Genomic DNA, 15,577 nt, shown 5'->3' on the forward strand with positions numbered 1-15,577 from the left:
TATTTGGGGCTATTATCAGTCAGTGAGACCACACCGTTTTAATGACTATTTAACACCGCTAGAAAAAGAGAAACGCTACTTCAACAAAAACCTCTTATCAGGTGTCCTAAATTAGTTGACCACTATAATCGCACTATTATGTTCGTGGTAGGCCCATAATTTATTATGACCTTTTTTATTAGATGCTTCCTCTTTAGCTGCACCATTATCTGGCGGCATTAAAGAGTCTGATGAGTGGTTATCAGGGATACTGCTATTGTTCTGACTGAGCGTTTGGTCGGCACTGTTGTCTGTATTAGAGTCTTTATTAGACTTAGTGTCTATACCAAAATGCGCTAACAGTCGGCCAGAAGTACGGGTATCTTCACAAGCAATAATAGCCACTTGTTTGAGGGTATCCACCGCGCGTGCTGTCATATCGCCAAGGTTGCCAATCGGCGTGGCGACAATATATAGACGAGCTGGCATTTTGGTGGGAGCAGACATAAAAACCTCTTAAGCTTTATTTAGAATAGCTAAATATTAAGTAGAAAAAAAGGTTAGTTTACCATGTTGTGCTATGATAATTCTGCATTGAGCGTTTGTTAAACGGTTATAAATACTATTAGTGAGTTAACAAATCGGCTCTAATTATACTTCTGTTTATTTATACGGTTGTGAGCCCCTTATATGACTAACGATAATAGGACAAGCACCTACAAAGCTAAAGCTAGCTCTAAAAGTAGCCATACAGACAAGACGGTTAAAACTAATAATGCTAAAAATATTACTAATAAAAGGCTTACTGCCAAAGACAGTAAGCCAAGGGATCAAGCTCAACGTCCTTTATTAGCCACTTCACCTAAGCAGCTGCAAGGTAACTATTATGAGCAGCTGGCTTGTGAGTTTTTACAGCGGCAGGGTCTAACCCTAGTAGCAAAGAATTGGCAGCAGCCAAAAGTAGGGGAGCTGGACTTAGTGATGTTACAGCTAGGACCAAAAAGACCGACGTTAGTGTTTGTCGAAGTTAGACAGCGTCAACGCTCAAACTTTGGTGATGCTGCCTTAAGCGTTACTGCACGCAAACAGGCCAAAGTTATAAAAACCGCTCAGTACTTTTTACAACAGTATCCTCATTACGCTGACTATGAGTGTCGGTTTGATGTCGTGGTTTATGATATAGATAAAGGGCTAAGTACTCAAAAACAGCCTAATTGTCAGCCGAATTGGTTGATAAGTGCGTTCGTGGCTCAAGCTTGGTAACGTCCTATCATAAGTTATTGCCAATTTATAATGCTTACTACTTTATAATGAACCGTAATGTGGCAGATAACTGCTTTAATAGAGCTGTTTTGAAGTCGCCACCTATTTGAAGTCGTCACCGACAGACAGTAACCAATAAGGTATCGTTACCAAAAACCTAACGGCCAGCAGTGAAAATTAAGTAAAGTAGCGTTACGTTAAACCGCATATTTTAGATGAAAACCGCATTAGACCTTTAATAGCACTCAACAATCAACTTTAACCACCCTATTTTATGAGGCAGATAATGACAAGGATACATCGGTCCAAAAACCTTATCTCGTCACACCGAACTATGATCGGTGTCATGGCCATAACGGCTATAATCAGTACTGGCTGTACTACTAATTATCTGACCAGTAGTGCGCAAGGTACTTATGGGGTGCCAGTGACCGAACGTACTATTCCCCAGCGGTTACTTGATCGTAGTATTGAGCATACGGCCAAGATCAATGTTTATGCTTTAGATCAAAACCTACAACAGAACAGCCGTATAAGTTTTAATAGCTTTTATAGTGAAGTATTGCTCAGTGGTGAAGTGCCTAGTGAGACAATCAAGGCCCAAGTAGAGCAAGTGATTAGCTCTATGCCAGATGTGCGCCGCGTTTATAATGAGCTTAGCGTTGGCGTGGCTCGCGGCTACAGCGCTACGGTGCAAGATGGTTATATTAGCTCTAAGCTGACTGCCAAGGCATTCGCTAGTGATAAGATAAAATCTTCTCAAATCAAAACCGTAACTAATAATGGTGTGGTTTATGTGATGGGACGAATGACACCCACTCAGCAAAGTCTGTTAATCGATGTGGCTAATGATACTGCTGGTGTCACGGAGTTAGTGTTATTGACTACTTTAGTCAATGATAATGGCGCATCGATCAGCGATGAAGATATCATGTATGAGCGCAATTTGAACCCGACTGCTGAGGCCGCAGCGCTGCCAAACAATGCTCCTGTGGTTGCTCCGCTTCCAGCTATTAGAAGCAGTAGCGCTGTGCAAGGCTCATCTAGCCCTTATATTGATTTGTATAAGGATCCATAGCTTATTGATAGGCTGTCATTCGCTGTTGTATTAAGTAGTGCTATTTTTTATTTTTCTTTGCTCACAATCGTTAATAGGTTGTATAACAATGTTTCTATCCTTGGTCTAGGTTTAGCTATTCTTCACAATAAGCCCTAATAGATGTAACAGTAAAAATACGGCAAATATTAAACTAACGACTAAGATAATAATCAGATAGAAACAATGAGCAATAGAGTCCTAACTGGTCGAATTAATAGCGACTAAGCACTCAATACAACAGGGATACTTAATAATGAAGGATTCAGATCAAGCATCAGCACTATCAAATAATGAGTCATTGAATAGTGATAATGCTGATATACCTATTGCTAAAGTACGCGTCCTCAAGCTGGCTAGTATAGGGGTGAGTGCTGCCATAGCTTTAGGGGGGTTAGCTATCGCCACTCAGCAGGCACAAGCGCTATCGGCATTAGGTATCGTCAATGGTATCTCATCTAGTGGTGGTGTGGGTGTCAGTAAAGATATCGCTTATGGTGAGTCTAAGCTGCAAAACTTAGATATTTATTATCCAAAACCATTAGCGAAAGCGATGCAGGCACAGCATGCCATTAATGATAGCTATCCTATGGTAGTGTTCGTCCATGGCGGCTCATGGGAGAACGGTAACAAAGAGGATTATGCCTTTGTTGGTCAAAGCTTTGCGCAGGCAGGTTATGTCACGGCTGTAATCAATTATCGTAAAGCGCCGGAGCATGTTTACCCTGATTTTGTGCAAGATACTGCCAAAGCTATCGCTTGGAGTCATGATAATGCTACTAAGTTCCACGCTGATCCTAAGCGTCTGGCGGTAGTTGGACACTCGGCGGGCGCTTTTAATGCCATAGCAGCAATATCTGACGAAGATTTTTTGGCCCCTTATGGGCTTAGGGCTACTGATATTAAGGCAGTAGTCGGTATTGCTGGCCCTTATAGCTATGATTTCCGTCAATATGGTGGCACTAGTGCGTTCGCTGCTGATGCTACCCCAGATCAGGTGATGCCTGATCGACATATAAAAGGCTCGCAGCCTCCTTATCTACTGCTTACGGCGGAAAAAGATAAGATTGTCTATGATACTAATACTATTAAAATGACCAAAGCGCTTAAGGACTACGGGGTAACTGTTGAAACCGGTGTGATCAAAGGAGCCAGTCATGCTACTAGCATCGGCGCGATGGCTGCTCCTTTTCGTTGGGTCAATGATGTGCGCGCGCAAGTATTAACTTATTTAGACAAAGAGCTCAACTAAGCTGCGCTGAGATTGCATAAGTAGATGGCGACAGACAGTGCTGTAAGATAGTCAAACTCTTGTTATAATGTCGCCATTCTAAATATATTTTTTAATATTCTCACTATAGTATTTTTAATATTTTCACTATAGTGTTCACCCTATTTTTAAGCGGTTTTTTTAACTTGAGTTAAAAATAAACTTTCACCGCTGCAGACAGGATATTTTATGAGCATGAACGCTGACGATTTAATCGCATTTTTACAGCAGCATTATCCAGACGCTTTTATTGAAGCGGCTAATCAAGGTACTAAGTTCGATGTACGCGTAGTCGATGCTAGCTTCGAGGGTAAACGCTCAGTACAACGCCAACAAGCGGTCTATGCCTTAGTAAACGATAAGATTGCCAGTGGTGATATTCACGCACTAAACATTCAAGCCTTGACCCCTAGCGAGTGGGAAGTTCAACAGCAAAACTAAACACCTCGCCGCTACATTACTATTTTACTTATATCATTCCTTATCATTTTAATCAGGTTGTCACCCCTATGGATCAGTTTTTAATCACCGGCAGCAGTCGTATCGCAGGCGAAGTCAATATTTCAGGCGCCAAAAACGCCGCATTACCCTTACTTGCCGCTATGATATTGGCTGAAACCCCAACGACTTTGCATAACGTGCCGTCGTTACAAGATGTGCGTACTCTTATTAAATTGATTGGTGGCATGGGCATCGACATCGAAAAGCAAGAGTCTACGGTTACTTGCGACACTAAAAATATCGATAATTTTTATGCGCCTTATGACTTAGTCAAGACTATGCGGGCCTCTATCTTAGTGCTAGGGCCATTATTAGCTCGTTTTGGTGAAGCCGAAGTGTCACTACCTGGTGGCTGTGCCATTGGTTCACGCCCTGTAGATCAGCATCTCAAGGCCTTTGAAGCTATGGGTGCTGAGATTAGCGTAGAGAACGGTTATGTAAAAGCGCAAGCTCCTAAAGGTGGCAAGCTTATTGGCTGTAACTTCTCTTTTGATATGGTGACGGTTGGTGGTACTGAAAACGTCATCATGGCAGCAGCATTGGCCAAAGGCACTACAGTATTAGGCAATTGTGCTCTTGAACCAGAAGTCGTTGATTTGGCCAATATGCTCGTAGCTATGGGTGCTAAAATCAGCGGCATAGGCACAGCAACTATGACTATTGAAGGCGTTGAGCGTCTACATGGTTGTGAGTATTCTGTAGTACCTGATCGTATCGAGACTGGCTCATATTTGGCCGGCGCATTGATGACTCGCGGCGATGTAATTACCAAAAAGACTTCTTCTTTGTTATTGATTCCAGTATTAGAAAAATTTGAGTCGATGGGTGCGACGATCACTACAGGTGATGACTGGATTCGCGCTCAGATGACTGGACGTCCGCATGCCGTCGATATCCGTACCCAACCGCATCCAGGCTTTCCTACTGATATGCAAGCGCAGCTGATGGCTATTTCTTGCTTAGCGGATGGCACTAGTACTTTTATTGAGAATATCTTTGAAAACCGTTATATGCATGTTCCTGAACTGAATCGTTTGGGGGCTTCTATTCAAGTAGATGGTCATACGGCAGTGGTAAAAGGCGTTGAACACTTTACCGCAGCACCAGTAATGGCTACTGATCTACGGGCATCAATGTCACTAGTAATGGCTGCCGCTGCTGCTGAAGGCGAGAGTCTGATTGACCGTATTTATCATATCGATCGTGGCTACGAAGATGTTGAAAACAAACTACGCGCTTTAGGAGTCACTATCGAGCGTATCAATTCTAACGATTGATAATAATTAGCGTAATGGCGCGTTAAATAGCTAAGCTACTTCTAGTTAAGCGCTTGGCTATTTAAGTGCTTTGTTAGTTAAATGCCTAATAGTTTAAACGCCTAGCTATTTAAATGCTTAGTGATCGGCAAAACACTGGTACTTGGCTATAAAAATATCCTCTTTGCAGTGCTATAGAAGTTAAACATCTAATTGATGAGATGGCGTCGGCAAGAGGTAATAACCGTAGATGGACAAACAGCCCTTATGACTGATAAAACTGAGACTGATAAAAGCAACTTTGAGCAAACGGCAAGCTTGCAAGATGATGCTTTACTAAATGAAGTGGATAGTGAATTCAACGGTTTGACTTTGGCTCTATCTAAAGGCCGTATTCTAGAAGAAACTATGCCTTTATTAAAGGCCGCTGGTATTGAGTTACTGGAGGATCCTTCTGCTTCACGTAAGCTTATCTTTCCGACTACTAATCCTAATGTACGAGTATTAATCTTGCGGGCTAGTGACGTGCCTACTTATGTAGAACATGCTGCTGCTGATTTTGGTGTAGCAGGCAAGGATGTACTTCTTGAGCATGGCGCCAATCACGTCTATGAGCTGCTAGACCTAAAAATTGCTCAATGCAAATTGATGACCGCAGGTATCAAAGGCGCAGTATTGCCGCAGCGTCGCCTACGTATCGCTACTAAATATGTCAATGTGGCCCGTGCTTATTTTGCCAGTCAAGGTCAGCAAGTGGATGTGATTAAGCTTTATGGCTCAATGGAACTAGCGCCGCTAGTAGGATTGGGTGATTTAATCGTCGATGTGGTCGATACAGGTAATACGTTAATTGCTAATGGCTTAGAGCCGCTCGATCATATCTGTGATGTTTCTTCGCGTTTAATCGTCAACCAAGTCAGTTACAAGCGTAAATTTGCTTTGCTTGAGCCTATCCTTGAGAGCTTTAAAGCTAGTATCGCTACAGTTGCTTAAGTGCAGGCTCAAAGCCATTATTGGTTTAGTGGCATGAGCTAGAAGTTATGATTGATGATATGAATCACGGCTATACAAAATTTCAAACCAGTTTATAGCTATAAATTAATATAGCATGATAGACTGGTTTTGTTGCGTCTGTCCCTAGCGAATATAGAGCCCAGTAAGGGTCAGCTCTCTAGCTTTTTTTAATTTGACGGCTTTGATAGCTTTATGAATTTTGGTTTTAACATAGGATTGCGTTATGCGTCAACTGAGTACCCAAGATAATGATTTTGAGCAGCAATTGTCTGCTCTATTAGCCTTCGAAACCGTCAATGATGCTGAGCTGTTAAAAACGGTCGACGATATCATTAATAGAGTTCGTCAGGATGGGGATAAAGCCGTATTGGCATTGACCCAGCAGTTTGATGAGCATCCAGCAACCTCGATGGCTGAGCTGGAGTTGAGCCAAGAGTCTTTGGCGCACGCATTTGCAGAGCTTGATGAGGATGTAAAACAGGCATTGACTACTGCCGCATCGCGAGTACAGAGTTTCCATGAGCGCCAAGTGCAAGAGAGCTGGCATTATGAGGACGAGCTAGGTAACCGTTTAGGTCAAAAAGTCACGCCCCTGGATCGAGTAGGTATTTATGTACCAGGAGGTTTAGCCTCTTATCCCTCTTCAGTATTGATGAACGCTATTCCTGCTAAAGTAGCTGGAGTTAAAGAAATAATAATGGTAGTGCCAGCGCCAGCAGGGGTACTCAATCCCTTAGTATTAGCTGCTGCGTATTTGTCCAAAGTGGATAGAGTGTTCACTATTGGTGGCGCACAAGCGGTTGCCGCTTTAGCTTATGGTACAGACACTATTCCAGCCGTAGATAAAGTCACTGGGCCAGGTAATAAATACGTAGCAGCAGCTAAACGAGCTGTCTTTGGCCAAGTAGGTATCGATATGATAGCGGGCCCTTCTGAAGTATTAGTCTATGCCGAAGGTGAAAGTGGCGATCGTGCGGATTGGTTAGCGATGGATCTGTTATCGCAAGCTGAGCATGATCGTATTGCCCAAGCTATTTTTGTCACTACTAGTGCCGAACAGTTGGCTGAAGTGGCTCTAGAGATCGAAAAAGCATTAGCTGAGTTACCTAAAGCTGATATCGCTCGTGATTCACTACAGAATCGTGGGGCATTAATTTTAGTTAAAGACCGCAGTGAAGGTATGGCGTTAATTAATCGTGTCGCACCTGAGCATTTAGAGCTATCGGTAGATGAGCCTGATGAGCTGCTTGCTGATGTTCGTCATGCTGGTGCTATCTTTATGGGTCGACACACTCCTGAGGCTATCGGAGACTACTGTGCAGGTCCTAATCACGTGTTACCAACTTCGGGCACTGCCAGATTTTCCTCACCACTTGGGGTTTATGATTTTCAGAAAAAATCCTCAATCATCTATTGCACTGAGTCTGGTAGCAAACCTTTAGCCAAAATTGCGGATATTCTAGCGCAGAATGAAGACTTAGAGGCGCATGCGCGTTCCGCTCGCTATCGCTCTCAATAAAGGTGGCTCAAAGTATGAATGGCCAACTGCATAGCTAAAAACAGAGACAAAGCCCCAGACCTAACCACCCTTCTATAAAATCTGATGGGTGGTAGAAGATGTCAATGAAGGCCTGGTATTTTCAGGGTTTATAGGACTTTAATCAATAGCGCAAATAATAGGATGATTTATGAGTGAATTGAGAATCGATGATAGACTTTGGTCAGCGAAAGCCCGTAATTTGTCACCTTACGTGCCTGGTGAGCAGCCACAGCATGATAATCTGTGCAAATTAAATACTAATGAGAATCCATTCCCACCTTCACCAACAGTAGCTGCGGCGATTAGCCAAGTGTTGGCTGATCAAGCGGATGAGCTGCGTCTATACCCAGCGCCTGAGTCTGATGACTTGCGTCAGGCATTGGCCGAGTGGTATCAGCTAGATAGTAATCAAGTATTCGTCGGTAATGGTTCAGATGAAGTGCTAGCGTTAGTGTTTGCCAGTTTCTTTATGAAGGAGCGTCCGGTACTAACCCCTGACATTAGCTATAGCTTTTATCCTGTTTATGCGCAGACTTTTGCTGTTGAGCTGGTAAAGATTGCTTTAGCAGCAGACTTTAGCGTTGACCCTGATAGTTATCGTCAGCCTTGCAGCGGTATTATCTTTGCCAATCCTAATGCTCCAACCGGAATATTATTAGCGCTTGCTGATATTCGTAAGCTTGTCAGTGAACATCCTAATGCGGTAATAGTTATCGATGAAGCTTATATTGATTTTGCCGCTACTGATGATAACACTGCGGTCTCAGCCATAACCCTTATCAATGAGTTTGATAACTTGCTAGTGACTCAGACTTTTTCGAAGTCGCGTTCGCTTGCCGGTCTGCGAGTCGGTATGGCTTTTGGCAATTTATCGCTGATCGAAGCCTTAACCCGAATGAAAAACAGCTTTAACAGTTATCCGCTAGATAAGTTAGCACAAGCCGGTGCAAGAGCCAGTGTGTTAGACAGTGACTACTTTGAGCAAACCTGCCAAACTGTTATTAACTTGCGCGAGTCGTTGACCGCTGAGCTAACTGAGCTTGGTTATCAAGTGCTGCCATCACAAGCGAATTTCGTCTTTGCGCGTCCTAAGCAAGGTCATGCTAGTGAAGTAGCTAGCAAGCTACGTGAGCAAGGCATTATCGTCCGTCATTTTGATAAGCCACGTATCGAAGAGTATTTGCGTATTACTGTCGGCACTCAAGCACAGCATGAGCGTTTGATTGCCGCATTGAGAGCTATGCAAGCTGTTGATTCTGTCGATATTAGCGAGTAGTCAGGCATGGTTGCTAATAACGCTAAAGAAGCTTTGCTAGTTAGTGCTTGCCTACTAGGTCAGCGCGTACGCTACGATGGTGGTCATGCGCAGCTGGCTGATAATGAGCTATTAACCCAGCTGCGTAGTAAGTTTACCGTTATTGCTATTTGTCCAGAAATACTAGGGGGCCTAGCAACGCCGCGTCCAGCTGCTGAGATTCAACAGCGCGGTGGTGGTATAGAAGTAGTCGATTGTGCTGGACAGTCAGTGAGTGCCGCTTTTATTAAGGGTGCCGAGCAAGCTAGTATCATAGCCCAACAGCAGCAAGTCACCCGGGCTTTACTAAAGTCAAAAAGCCCATCTTGCGGTCGTGGTTTGATTTATGATGGCAGCTTTACTAGTCAATTGTGCCAAGGCGATGGCATCACCGTCCAGCATTTACAGGCATTAGGTATTGAGGTTTATCACGAAGGTGAGATTGGCTTATTATTAGATGATAATTAGAGCCTAAGATGCCGTTTATAACTTTTGTTTTATAAGCCGAATACTAGGGCGCGCTGAAATTATTTAGCAGTAGTAGGTTTTTTAACCTAGTTTATTTATCTGCTAAAACAGCTAGCAAGTTACCCACTTTATCGAGACATTCTTGATACTCAGCAGCGTAGTCTGAGGCGACAGTAATACCACCACCCGCCCACAAGCTGACTTGTTTTTCCCCAGTTGCTATTTGACTCGCTTGCAAAGTACGTATCAGTACATTCCACTGGCCACTACCATCGAAGTTCATATAACCCATAGTGCCACAATAAGCCCCTCGAGCGTCCACTTCTAATTCGGCAATAATCTCCACCGCGCGCTTCTTTGGCGTGCCTGTAATAGATCCTGCTGGCAGGCTACCAAACAATACTGCTAAGGGATGGGCATCCTGTTTAAGCTCAGCACTAATGGTACTGACCATGTGATGGACATTACTAAAACTTTCTATAGCGAATAATTGCGGCACTTTTACGCTCCCAGTCTTAGCGTATTTGCCTAAGTCATTACGTAACAAATCGACGATCATCACGTTTTCGCTGCGATCTTTATCACTATCGATTAACTGCTGCTTTAGTAACATATCTTGTTCGGTAGTAGCGCCACGAGGTGCTGTACCTTTAATAGGCTTAGTAAGAATATAATTTTGCTGGGTTTGCGAGTCTTTTATAAAGGTAAAAAACAGCTCCGGTGAGCAGCTTAATAACTCAAAATCATTATTATCTATGGCAGCACTGGCGCTATTACTAAGCGCTAGATAACCGGCAAATGGCGCTTGCGTATTGCGTTGTAAAGCTGGTAAATAATCTAAAAGTGAGTTGTTTTTTTTAGCTGGTTTAGTAGAGTTTGCTGAAGTATCAGAGTTCTGCAACACAGTAGCATTTGCTAAAGCAGGAGAGGGGGTTACAACAGTCGCAGTGGTCACAAAGCTACCTTGCCAAACTTGGGTCAGATTAATCTGATAACAGTCACCTTGCTGCAGATAACGCTGAGTCTGCGCAAAGGCAGTTTGATAGTCACTTTTATGCCACTTCGCTGTTAAGAGTAATGGGCTAAGTTTTGCAGTATTTTGCGGTGCTGTTTGATTAGCAGATTCCATTGTAGTCAGCTGATTATCTAAATGCTGTAACGCATCGATAATAGTGTTTAACACTAAGTCAGTTGCTGGTTTATCAATAATAGAAGTTGCAGGCCGAAAATTTAGCTGCCAGCCACTAGTACTTTTATCAAGGTAGACATCAGTAGCGTTATTGATACTTTGGCTAATAGGAGTCAAATAAATATCATAATGTCCAAGCACAGCACAAGGCTGTGAGGGCTGTTGGCTAGCTAGCGCTGGGCTCAGCTCGGCGGCAGCGATATCATAACCGATAAAGCCAATCAATCCATGCTGATAGCTAGGTTTAGCAGTAAGCTGACTAATAGGATCGCTTAAAAGGTGGTTGGGCTGATAGTTTTTATTGTAGTTATCACTGCTGTTATGATGGTCACTGCTGTTCTCGTTCTCATTGCTGTTATGAGCGCTGCTGTAAGCAATCAGCACCTGTTGCCAGTCGGCATAACTCATATAGTCAGTAGCAAGGGTCTGCTCATCACGGCAGGTGGTTAGTACTTTATAGCGCTGGGTTTTGTCTTTATCGTCTTGCGGTAGGGTAGAAGGGTTTTGCTCAGTATCGAAATACACTGACCAACTGACTTTAGGTCGCAAACCAATGATTGGATGGCCGTCATTATTTAGCCAAACCAGTTGCCACTGAGCATCGGCATCTATGGCGGTCAGATGCTGCTGTAATGGCGGTAAAATTTCTGCTGCTGACAAGCCAGCAAAACGCCATCGATTTACAATCGATGGCGTTTTTGTAGCAGATTCATTAGCACTAGCAAGTGTAGTCATTTATTAGGCATCAAATTTTTTGATAATTAGAGTGGCGTTAGTACCACCAAAGCCAAAGCTATTACTCATCAGCGTTTCAAGTTTGGCATCACGTTTTTCAGTGACAATGTCGAAACCTTCAGTAGCTGGATCTAAATTTTCGATATTGATACAAGGCGCTATAAAGCCTTCTTTTAGCATCAATAGACAGTATATCAGCTCTTGAGCGCCAACCGCACCTAAACTGTGACCAGTCATAGACTTAGTCGAGCTGATAGGGGGAACAGAGTCATTGCCTGCCGCGCCAAATACTTTAGCGATAGCCTTAAGTTCAGTGATGTCTCCTAAGGGCGTACTAGTACCGTGGCTATTGATGTAATCGACTGTATCTAGGCCTGCTTGATCTAAGGCTTGCTGCATGCAACGTACGGCGCCTTCACCGCTTGGAGCAACCATTTCAGCGCCATCAGAGGTCGCACCATAGCCAACAATTTCCGCTAAAATATTAGCGCCCCGAGCTTGGGCATGCTCTAAGCTCTCGACTACTACCATAGCGCCACCAGCGGCAATAATAAAGCCGTCGCGGTCTTTATCATAAGCGCGTGAGGACTGCTTAGGACTATCATTGTATTGAGTGCTCATCGCGCCCATAGCATCAAACATGCATGACTGCGTCCAATGCTCAGCTTCACTACCACCAGCGAGGACTACATCGGCTTTGCCCAACTGAATCAATTCAGCAGCATGGCCTATGCAATGAGTGGACGTAGCACAAGCAGAAGAGATCGAGTAGGAGGGGCCATGAATTTTTAGACCTGTTGCAAGCGCTGCTGATACCGAGCTGCTCATAGTTTTAGGGACGGCCATTGCTCCGACACCACGTAAGCCTTTTTCACGCATAGCATCGACAGCGATAACTACGCCTTCTGTGGAAGCGCCCCCTGAACCAGCGACTACCCCAACACGAGGGTTGCTATTGATAGTTTCTAATGACAGTCCAGACTGTTTGATTGCATCCAAAGCACAAACATAGGCATAAAGACTAGCATCACTAAAAAAGCGTTTCAGCTTACGATCAATGCCTGCAGTATCCAGCTCTGCTTTATCAACACTACCGCTTACTTGTGATTTAAAGCCATGCTCAGCATAAGACTCATTGAATACAATACCCGATTGCCCTTGCTGTAGGGCAGAGGTAACGGTTGCTAAATCATGTCCGATACAAGAAACAATCCCTGCTCCTGTGATAACCACTCTACGCATACTCTATTCCTTATGATGTTAAATGCTTATTTAAAATCTAGTTTATAATAAGCAATGACTGTTACGTCCATTTAATTTTATTGCAAAATATTTATTCAGTGTACAAGCATACCTTAATTGCAGCTATGATAGCTGATCAAACCTATAAAATCTTTGCTCAACGGTAAATTAATTTTAGAAAATATGTCACTCTCTAAATTAGCGTGGCTAAGTACAAAACTAAGACGGTAGCTAAGCAAAAAAATAAGCAAAAAACTAGGCCAGCTACTGATCCGAACTATTCTTTATTAATAATAGTGAAATCAGGGCTATTATCTGTAAATAAGTTATACCTTTAGATACAAACTTTATGACTGTAATAACATTGTTGACACTGACATCTTGTTCAAAACTTGGCTAAGATACCACTATAAATTATCGATAAAACTTGTTAATTATCAGCGAAGCTTGTTAGCGTTTATTGTTAACATGCAAGGATGTAAAGTTTTTAGCAGCGAATTTTTGAACACTGAACTTGAAGCTGCGAATTTTTAAGCTTCGAATAATGCACTGATTATAATACTTCTAACTTTTATACATATTACTAACTTAAGGACATAACAATGGCAAAGCGTAGCGTACTTTCTAAAGGTATCAGTACAGTAGGTCATTTTACTCGTAATAATCTTGAGCGTGTAGGCTCTCTTATCGATAGTGCTAACGCCAAGACTGGTAAGCCACGCCAATATAAAGCTGTGAATTTAGGGGATGAAGATTATCAACAAGATCTATTTCGTGAGCAAACCCTAAAAGCCACACAACAGTTACTAGGAACTCGCTTTGCGACTTATGGTAAGTATGCCAAAAAAGTCGTCCCCAACAGCTTATTCCAATCAACTGTTGATGGCGCATTTTCGCAAGTAGCCAAATTAGCCTCTACTTGGAGTCAAATTGATTTACCAAACGAGCATCGTTTCGCTGATATTTCAAGCTTTGATGATGAGCAACGTTATGCACTAGCTACTGATATCGCTAATCAAAACCGAGCGCTGGCAACTCTAGGCGGCTTGACGGGTTTAGCTGGTTTGCCAGGACTATTAGCGGATACCTTATGGCTGCTATTAGTATCACTGCGTACGGTTTATCAGTTAGCGGCGGTCTATGACAAGCCCTTGACTGGTAAGCAAGGGGTTAAAATGGCCTATGAATTACTAGCGAATGCTGATTTAAGCAAAATGCAAGAGAAGCAAGCATTGTTAGCTGGGATCGGAGTCGGTAAAGGCTTATTACAAAATGCACAAACTAGTGGTCTGCACAGCGAGCTGAAAAACTTAGGTTTAAAGAATAAGAACGTCAACTTCTATGCCGAGCAAGTAGACAGCATCGCTAGTCAAGTTGGGATAGATTTGGATCAGATTAATTTATCATGGATCCGTCGCTTGTTACCAGCTAGTGCGGTCATCGTCGGTATGCGTTATAACAGTCGTCTGATTGAAGAGGTTATCGGAGTAGCGCAAGCAACTTTTGCACCAGAGGCTAAGCTCGCTAATCGTGCCATCACTGACGATAGCGCTAGCGAAGCTGAAGTGAAAAAAGACGCAAGTACTGAACCTAGCCAAGAAGATAAAAAGCCAGAAGATAAAAAGCCAGAAGTCAAAGATCAGAAGACGACAGAGCAAACCGCTAGTCAGTCAGTTGATAAAGAAAAAGCTGCTGACAAATCGCAGGAAGCTGCTAGTAAAGAAAGCACTGATAAAGAAAGCACTGATAAAGAAAGTACTGATAAACAAAGTGCGAAAGTGGATAACAGCAAAAAAGACAGCACTGATAAAGAAAGTACTGATAAGGCTAGTGTTAAAAAAAGTGAAACTAATGCTGACAGTGCTGATAAATCTAAAAAGGACGACAAAGCGGATGTAGATACTGCTAAAAGTAACAGCAAACCACAGCCTGCAGAAGCAAAAAAGTAGCAGCAACTCGAAGTAACGCTAACTAATAGTGTTATTTAGTAGTTGAGACTATAACTATAAGTGGTGGTAATGATGGGGATTAACCCTTGAAAAACAAAACATTACCGCCATTTACTAGGAGCTCAAAGCAGTCACTGTATCGATTTACCAGCTCAAATGAACTTTATACACATCTTTCGGATGTTGTAAAGTACAAATAATGATAAATAGTTGAAATAGTAGTCACAAATCTTTATAATACATTGTCCTAAAAATGGGTACCCCTCAACTTCACGTATTATGTGTAGGAAAAGGTGGATTGACCCATTTTTTTGTTTTACACCCAACGGGAGACGGATGCCTTATGGCAACAACTAACCAATTAATTCGTAAGGGTCGCAAAACCATCAAGGAAAAGTCAAAAGTTCCTGCGTTGCAAGCGTGCCCACAGCGTCGCGGTGTATGTACTCGTGTATATACTACCACGCCTAAAAAACCTAACTCAGCCATGCGTAAAGTATGTCGTGTACGTTTGACTTCAGGCTATGAAGTTGCAAGCTACATCGGCGGCGAAGGTCATAACTTACAAGAGCACAGTGTTGTTCTTATTCGTGGTGGTCGTGTAAAAGATCTACCAGGTGTACGTTATCACACTGTTCGCGGTGCATTAGATTGTGCTGGTGTTAAAGACCGTAGACAAGGTCGTTCTAAATATGGTGCGAAGAAGCCTAAAGCATAATACTGATACTAGTATGCGCTTAGTTTCATTCGTACTACCCATTAACTGTGCATGGGATTGGTG

General features: G+C 42.9%; 13 protein-coding genes and 1 pseudogene. 11 read left to right on the plus strand and 3 right to left on the minus strand.

Annotation, left to right across the window (positions count from 1 at the left end; all coding sequences use genetic code 11):
* Window positions 1–299: 299 nt before the first annotated feature.
* Window positions 300–486 (minus strand): annotated as a pseudogene (locus JMY09_RS14540) (SAM-dependent methyltransferase); the annotation flags it as partial.
* Between the two features lie 183 nt (window positions 487–669).
* Here JMY09_RS14540 and JMY09_RS08950 point away from each other — a divergent pair.
* The 9 genes from JMY09_RS08950 (at window position 670) to JMY09_RS08990 (ending at window position 9,681) form a co-directional block, all read left to right on the plus strand.
* Window positions 670–1,242: a YraN family protein gene (locus JMY09_RS08950; RefSeq protein ID WP_201623252.1), complete on the plus strand. Its 573-nt coding sequence runs from the start codon at window positions 670–672 to the stop codon at window positions 1,240–1,242.
* A 286-nt stretch (window positions 1,243–1,528) separates the two neighbouring features.
* Window positions 1,529–2,320 carry a BON domain-containing protein gene (locus JMY09_RS08955; protein ID WP_201623253.1) on the plus strand — a complete coding sequence of 264 codons (792 nt, stop codon included), beginning with the start codon at window positions 1,529–1,531 and terminating at the stop codon, window positions 2,318–2,320.
* A gap of 274 nt (window positions 2,321–2,594) precedes the next feature.
* Window positions 2,595–3,590, plus strand: a complete 996-nt coding sequence (locus JMY09_RS08960; protein WP_201623254.1) for an alpha/beta hydrolase — start codon at window positions 2,595–2,597, stop codon at window positions 3,588–3,590.
* Window positions 3,591–3,803: 213 nt separating this feature from the next.
* The gene (locus JMY09_RS08965; RefSeq protein ID WP_201623314.1) at window positions 3,804–4,049 is read left to right on the plus strand and encodes a BolA family protein; all 246 of its coding nucleotides are present in this window, start codon (window positions 3,804–3,806) and stop codon (window positions 4,047–4,049) included.
* Between the two features lie 68 nt (window positions 4,050–4,117).
* Window positions 4,118–5,386, plus strand: coding sequence for a UDP-N-acetylglucosamine 1-carboxyvinyltransferase (gene murA, locus JMY09_RS08970; RefSeq protein WP_201623255.1), 1,269 nt, complete (start codon window positions 4,118–4,120; stop codon window positions 5,384–5,386).
* Between the two features lie 246 nt (window positions 5,387–5,632).
* Window positions 5,633–6,358, plus strand: coding sequence for an ATP phosphoribosyltransferase (gene hisG / locus JMY09_RS08975; RefSeq protein WP_227677253.1), 726 nt, complete (start codon window positions 5,633–5,635; stop codon window positions 6,356–6,358).
* Between the two features lie 244 nt (window positions 6,359–6,602).
* Complete coding sequence (hisD, locus tag JMY09_RS08980; protein ID WP_201623256.1) at window positions 6,603–7,898, plus strand: histidinol dehydrogenase; 1,296 nt, start codon at window positions 6,603–6,605, stop codon at window positions 7,896–7,898.
* Between the two features lie 169 nt (window positions 7,899–8,067).
* A complete protein-coding gene (gene hisC / locus JMY09_RS08985; RefSeq protein WP_201623257.1) occupies window positions 8,068–9,195 on the plus strand; it encodes a histidinol-phosphate transaminase in 1,128 nt (375 codons plus the stop codon).
* A 6-nt stretch (window positions 9,196–9,201) separates the two neighbouring features.
* Window positions 9,202–9,681, plus strand: coding sequence for a DUF523 domain-containing protein (locus JMY09_RS08990; protein WP_201623258.1), 480 nt, complete (start codon window positions 9,202–9,204; stop codon window positions 9,679–9,681).
* Window positions 9,682–9,772: 91 nt separating this feature from the next.
* Here JMY09_RS08990 and JMY09_RS08995 read toward each other — a convergent pair whose 3' ends face one another.
* Together JMY09_RS08995 and JMY09_RS09000 are read right to left on the minus strand one after the other, a co-directional pair.
* The gene (locus JMY09_RS08995; protein ID WP_201623259.1) at window positions 9,773–11,605 is read right to left on the minus strand and encodes an anthranilate synthase component I family protein; all 1,833 of its coding nucleotides are present in this window, start codon (window positions 11,603–11,605) and stop codon (window positions 9,773–9,775) included.
* Between the two features lie 3 nt (window positions 11,606–11,608).
* Window positions 11,609–12,847 carry a beta-ketoacyl-ACP synthase II gene (locus tag JMY09_RS09000; protein ID WP_201623260.1) on the minus strand — a complete coding sequence of 413 codons (1,239 nt, stop codon included), beginning with the start codon at window positions 12,845–12,847 and terminating at the stop codon, window positions 11,609–11,611.
* A gap of 602 nt (window positions 12,848–13,449) precedes the next feature.
* Here JMY09_RS09000 and JMY09_RS09005 point away from each other — a divergent pair.
* Together JMY09_RS09005 and rpsL are read left to right on the plus strand one after the other, a co-directional pair.
* Window positions 13,450–14,796 carry an EcsC family protein gene (locus JMY09_RS09005; RefSeq protein ID WP_201623261.1) on the plus strand — a complete coding sequence of 449 codons (1,347 nt, stop codon included), beginning with the start codon at window positions 13,450–13,452 and terminating at the stop codon, window positions 14,794–14,796.
* 343 nt (window positions 14,797–15,139) lie between these two features.
* On the plus strand, window positions 15,140–15,514 hold the full coding sequence (gene rpsL / locus JMY09_RS09010; RefSeq protein ID WP_201570224.1) for a 30S ribosomal protein S12: 375 nt from the start codon (window positions 15,140–15,142) through the stop codon (window positions 15,512–15,514).
* Window positions 15,515–15,577: the final 63 nt, after the last annotated feature.

The organism is Psychrobacter urativorans (assembly GCF_904846695.1).
In the GTDB taxonomy this organism is placed as follows: Bacteria; Pseudomonadota; Gammaproteobacteria; order Pseudomonadales; family Moraxellaceae; genus Psychrobacter; species Psychrobacter urativorans.

Bases quoted from the DNA above. Each gene is read 5' to 3' on its own strand.
- hisD (WP_201623256.1), top strand. From the start codon at position 6,603: ATGCGTCAACTGAGTACCCAAGATAATGATTTTGAGCAGCAATTGTCT.
- rpsL (WP_201570224.1), top strand. From the start codon at position 15,140: ATGGCAACAACTAACCAATTAATTCGTAAGGGTCGCAAAACCATCAAG.
- JMY09_RS08995 (WP_201623259.1), bottom strand. From the start codon at position 11,605: ATGACTACACTTGCTAGTGCTAATGAATCTGCTACAAAAACGCCATCG.
- JMY09_RS09005 (WP_201623261.1), top strand. From the start codon at position 13,450: ATGGCAAAGCGTAGCGTACTTTCTAAAGGTATCAGTACAGTAGGTCAT.
- hisG (WP_227677253.1), top strand. From the start codon at position 5,633: ATGACTGATAAAACTGAGACTGATAAAAGCAACTTTGAGCAAACGGCA.
- hisC (WP_201623257.1), top strand. From the start codon at position 8,068: ATGAGTGAATTGAGAATCGATGATAGACTTTGGTCAGCGAAAGCCCGT.
- murA (WP_201623255.1), top strand. From the start codon at position 4,118: ATGGATCAGTTTTTAATCACCGGCAGCAGTCGTATCGCAGGCGAAGTC.
- JMY09_RS08950 (WP_201623252.1), top strand. From the start codon at position 670: ATGACTAACGATAATAGGACAAGCACCTACAAAGCTAAAGCTAGCTCT.
- JMY09_RS08990 (WP_201623258.1), top strand. From the start codon at position 9,202: ATGGTTGCTAATAACGCTAAAGAAGCTTTGCTAGTTAGTGCTTGCCTA.
- JMY09_RS08955 (WP_201623253.1), top strand. From the start codon at position 1,529: ATGACAAGGATACATCGGTCCAAAAACCTTATCTCGTCACACCGAACT.
- JMY09_RS09000 (WP_201623260.1), bottom strand. From the start codon at position 12,847: ATGCGTAGAGTGGTTATCACAGGAGCAGGGATTGTTTCTTGTATCGGA.
- JMY09_RS08960 (WP_201623254.1), top strand. From the start codon at position 2,595: ATGAAGGATTCAGATCAAGCATCAGCACTATCAAATAATGAGTCATTG.
- JMY09_RS08965 (WP_201623314.1), top strand. From the start codon at position 3,804: ATGAACGCTGACGATTTAATCGCATTTTTACAGCAGCATTATCCAGAC.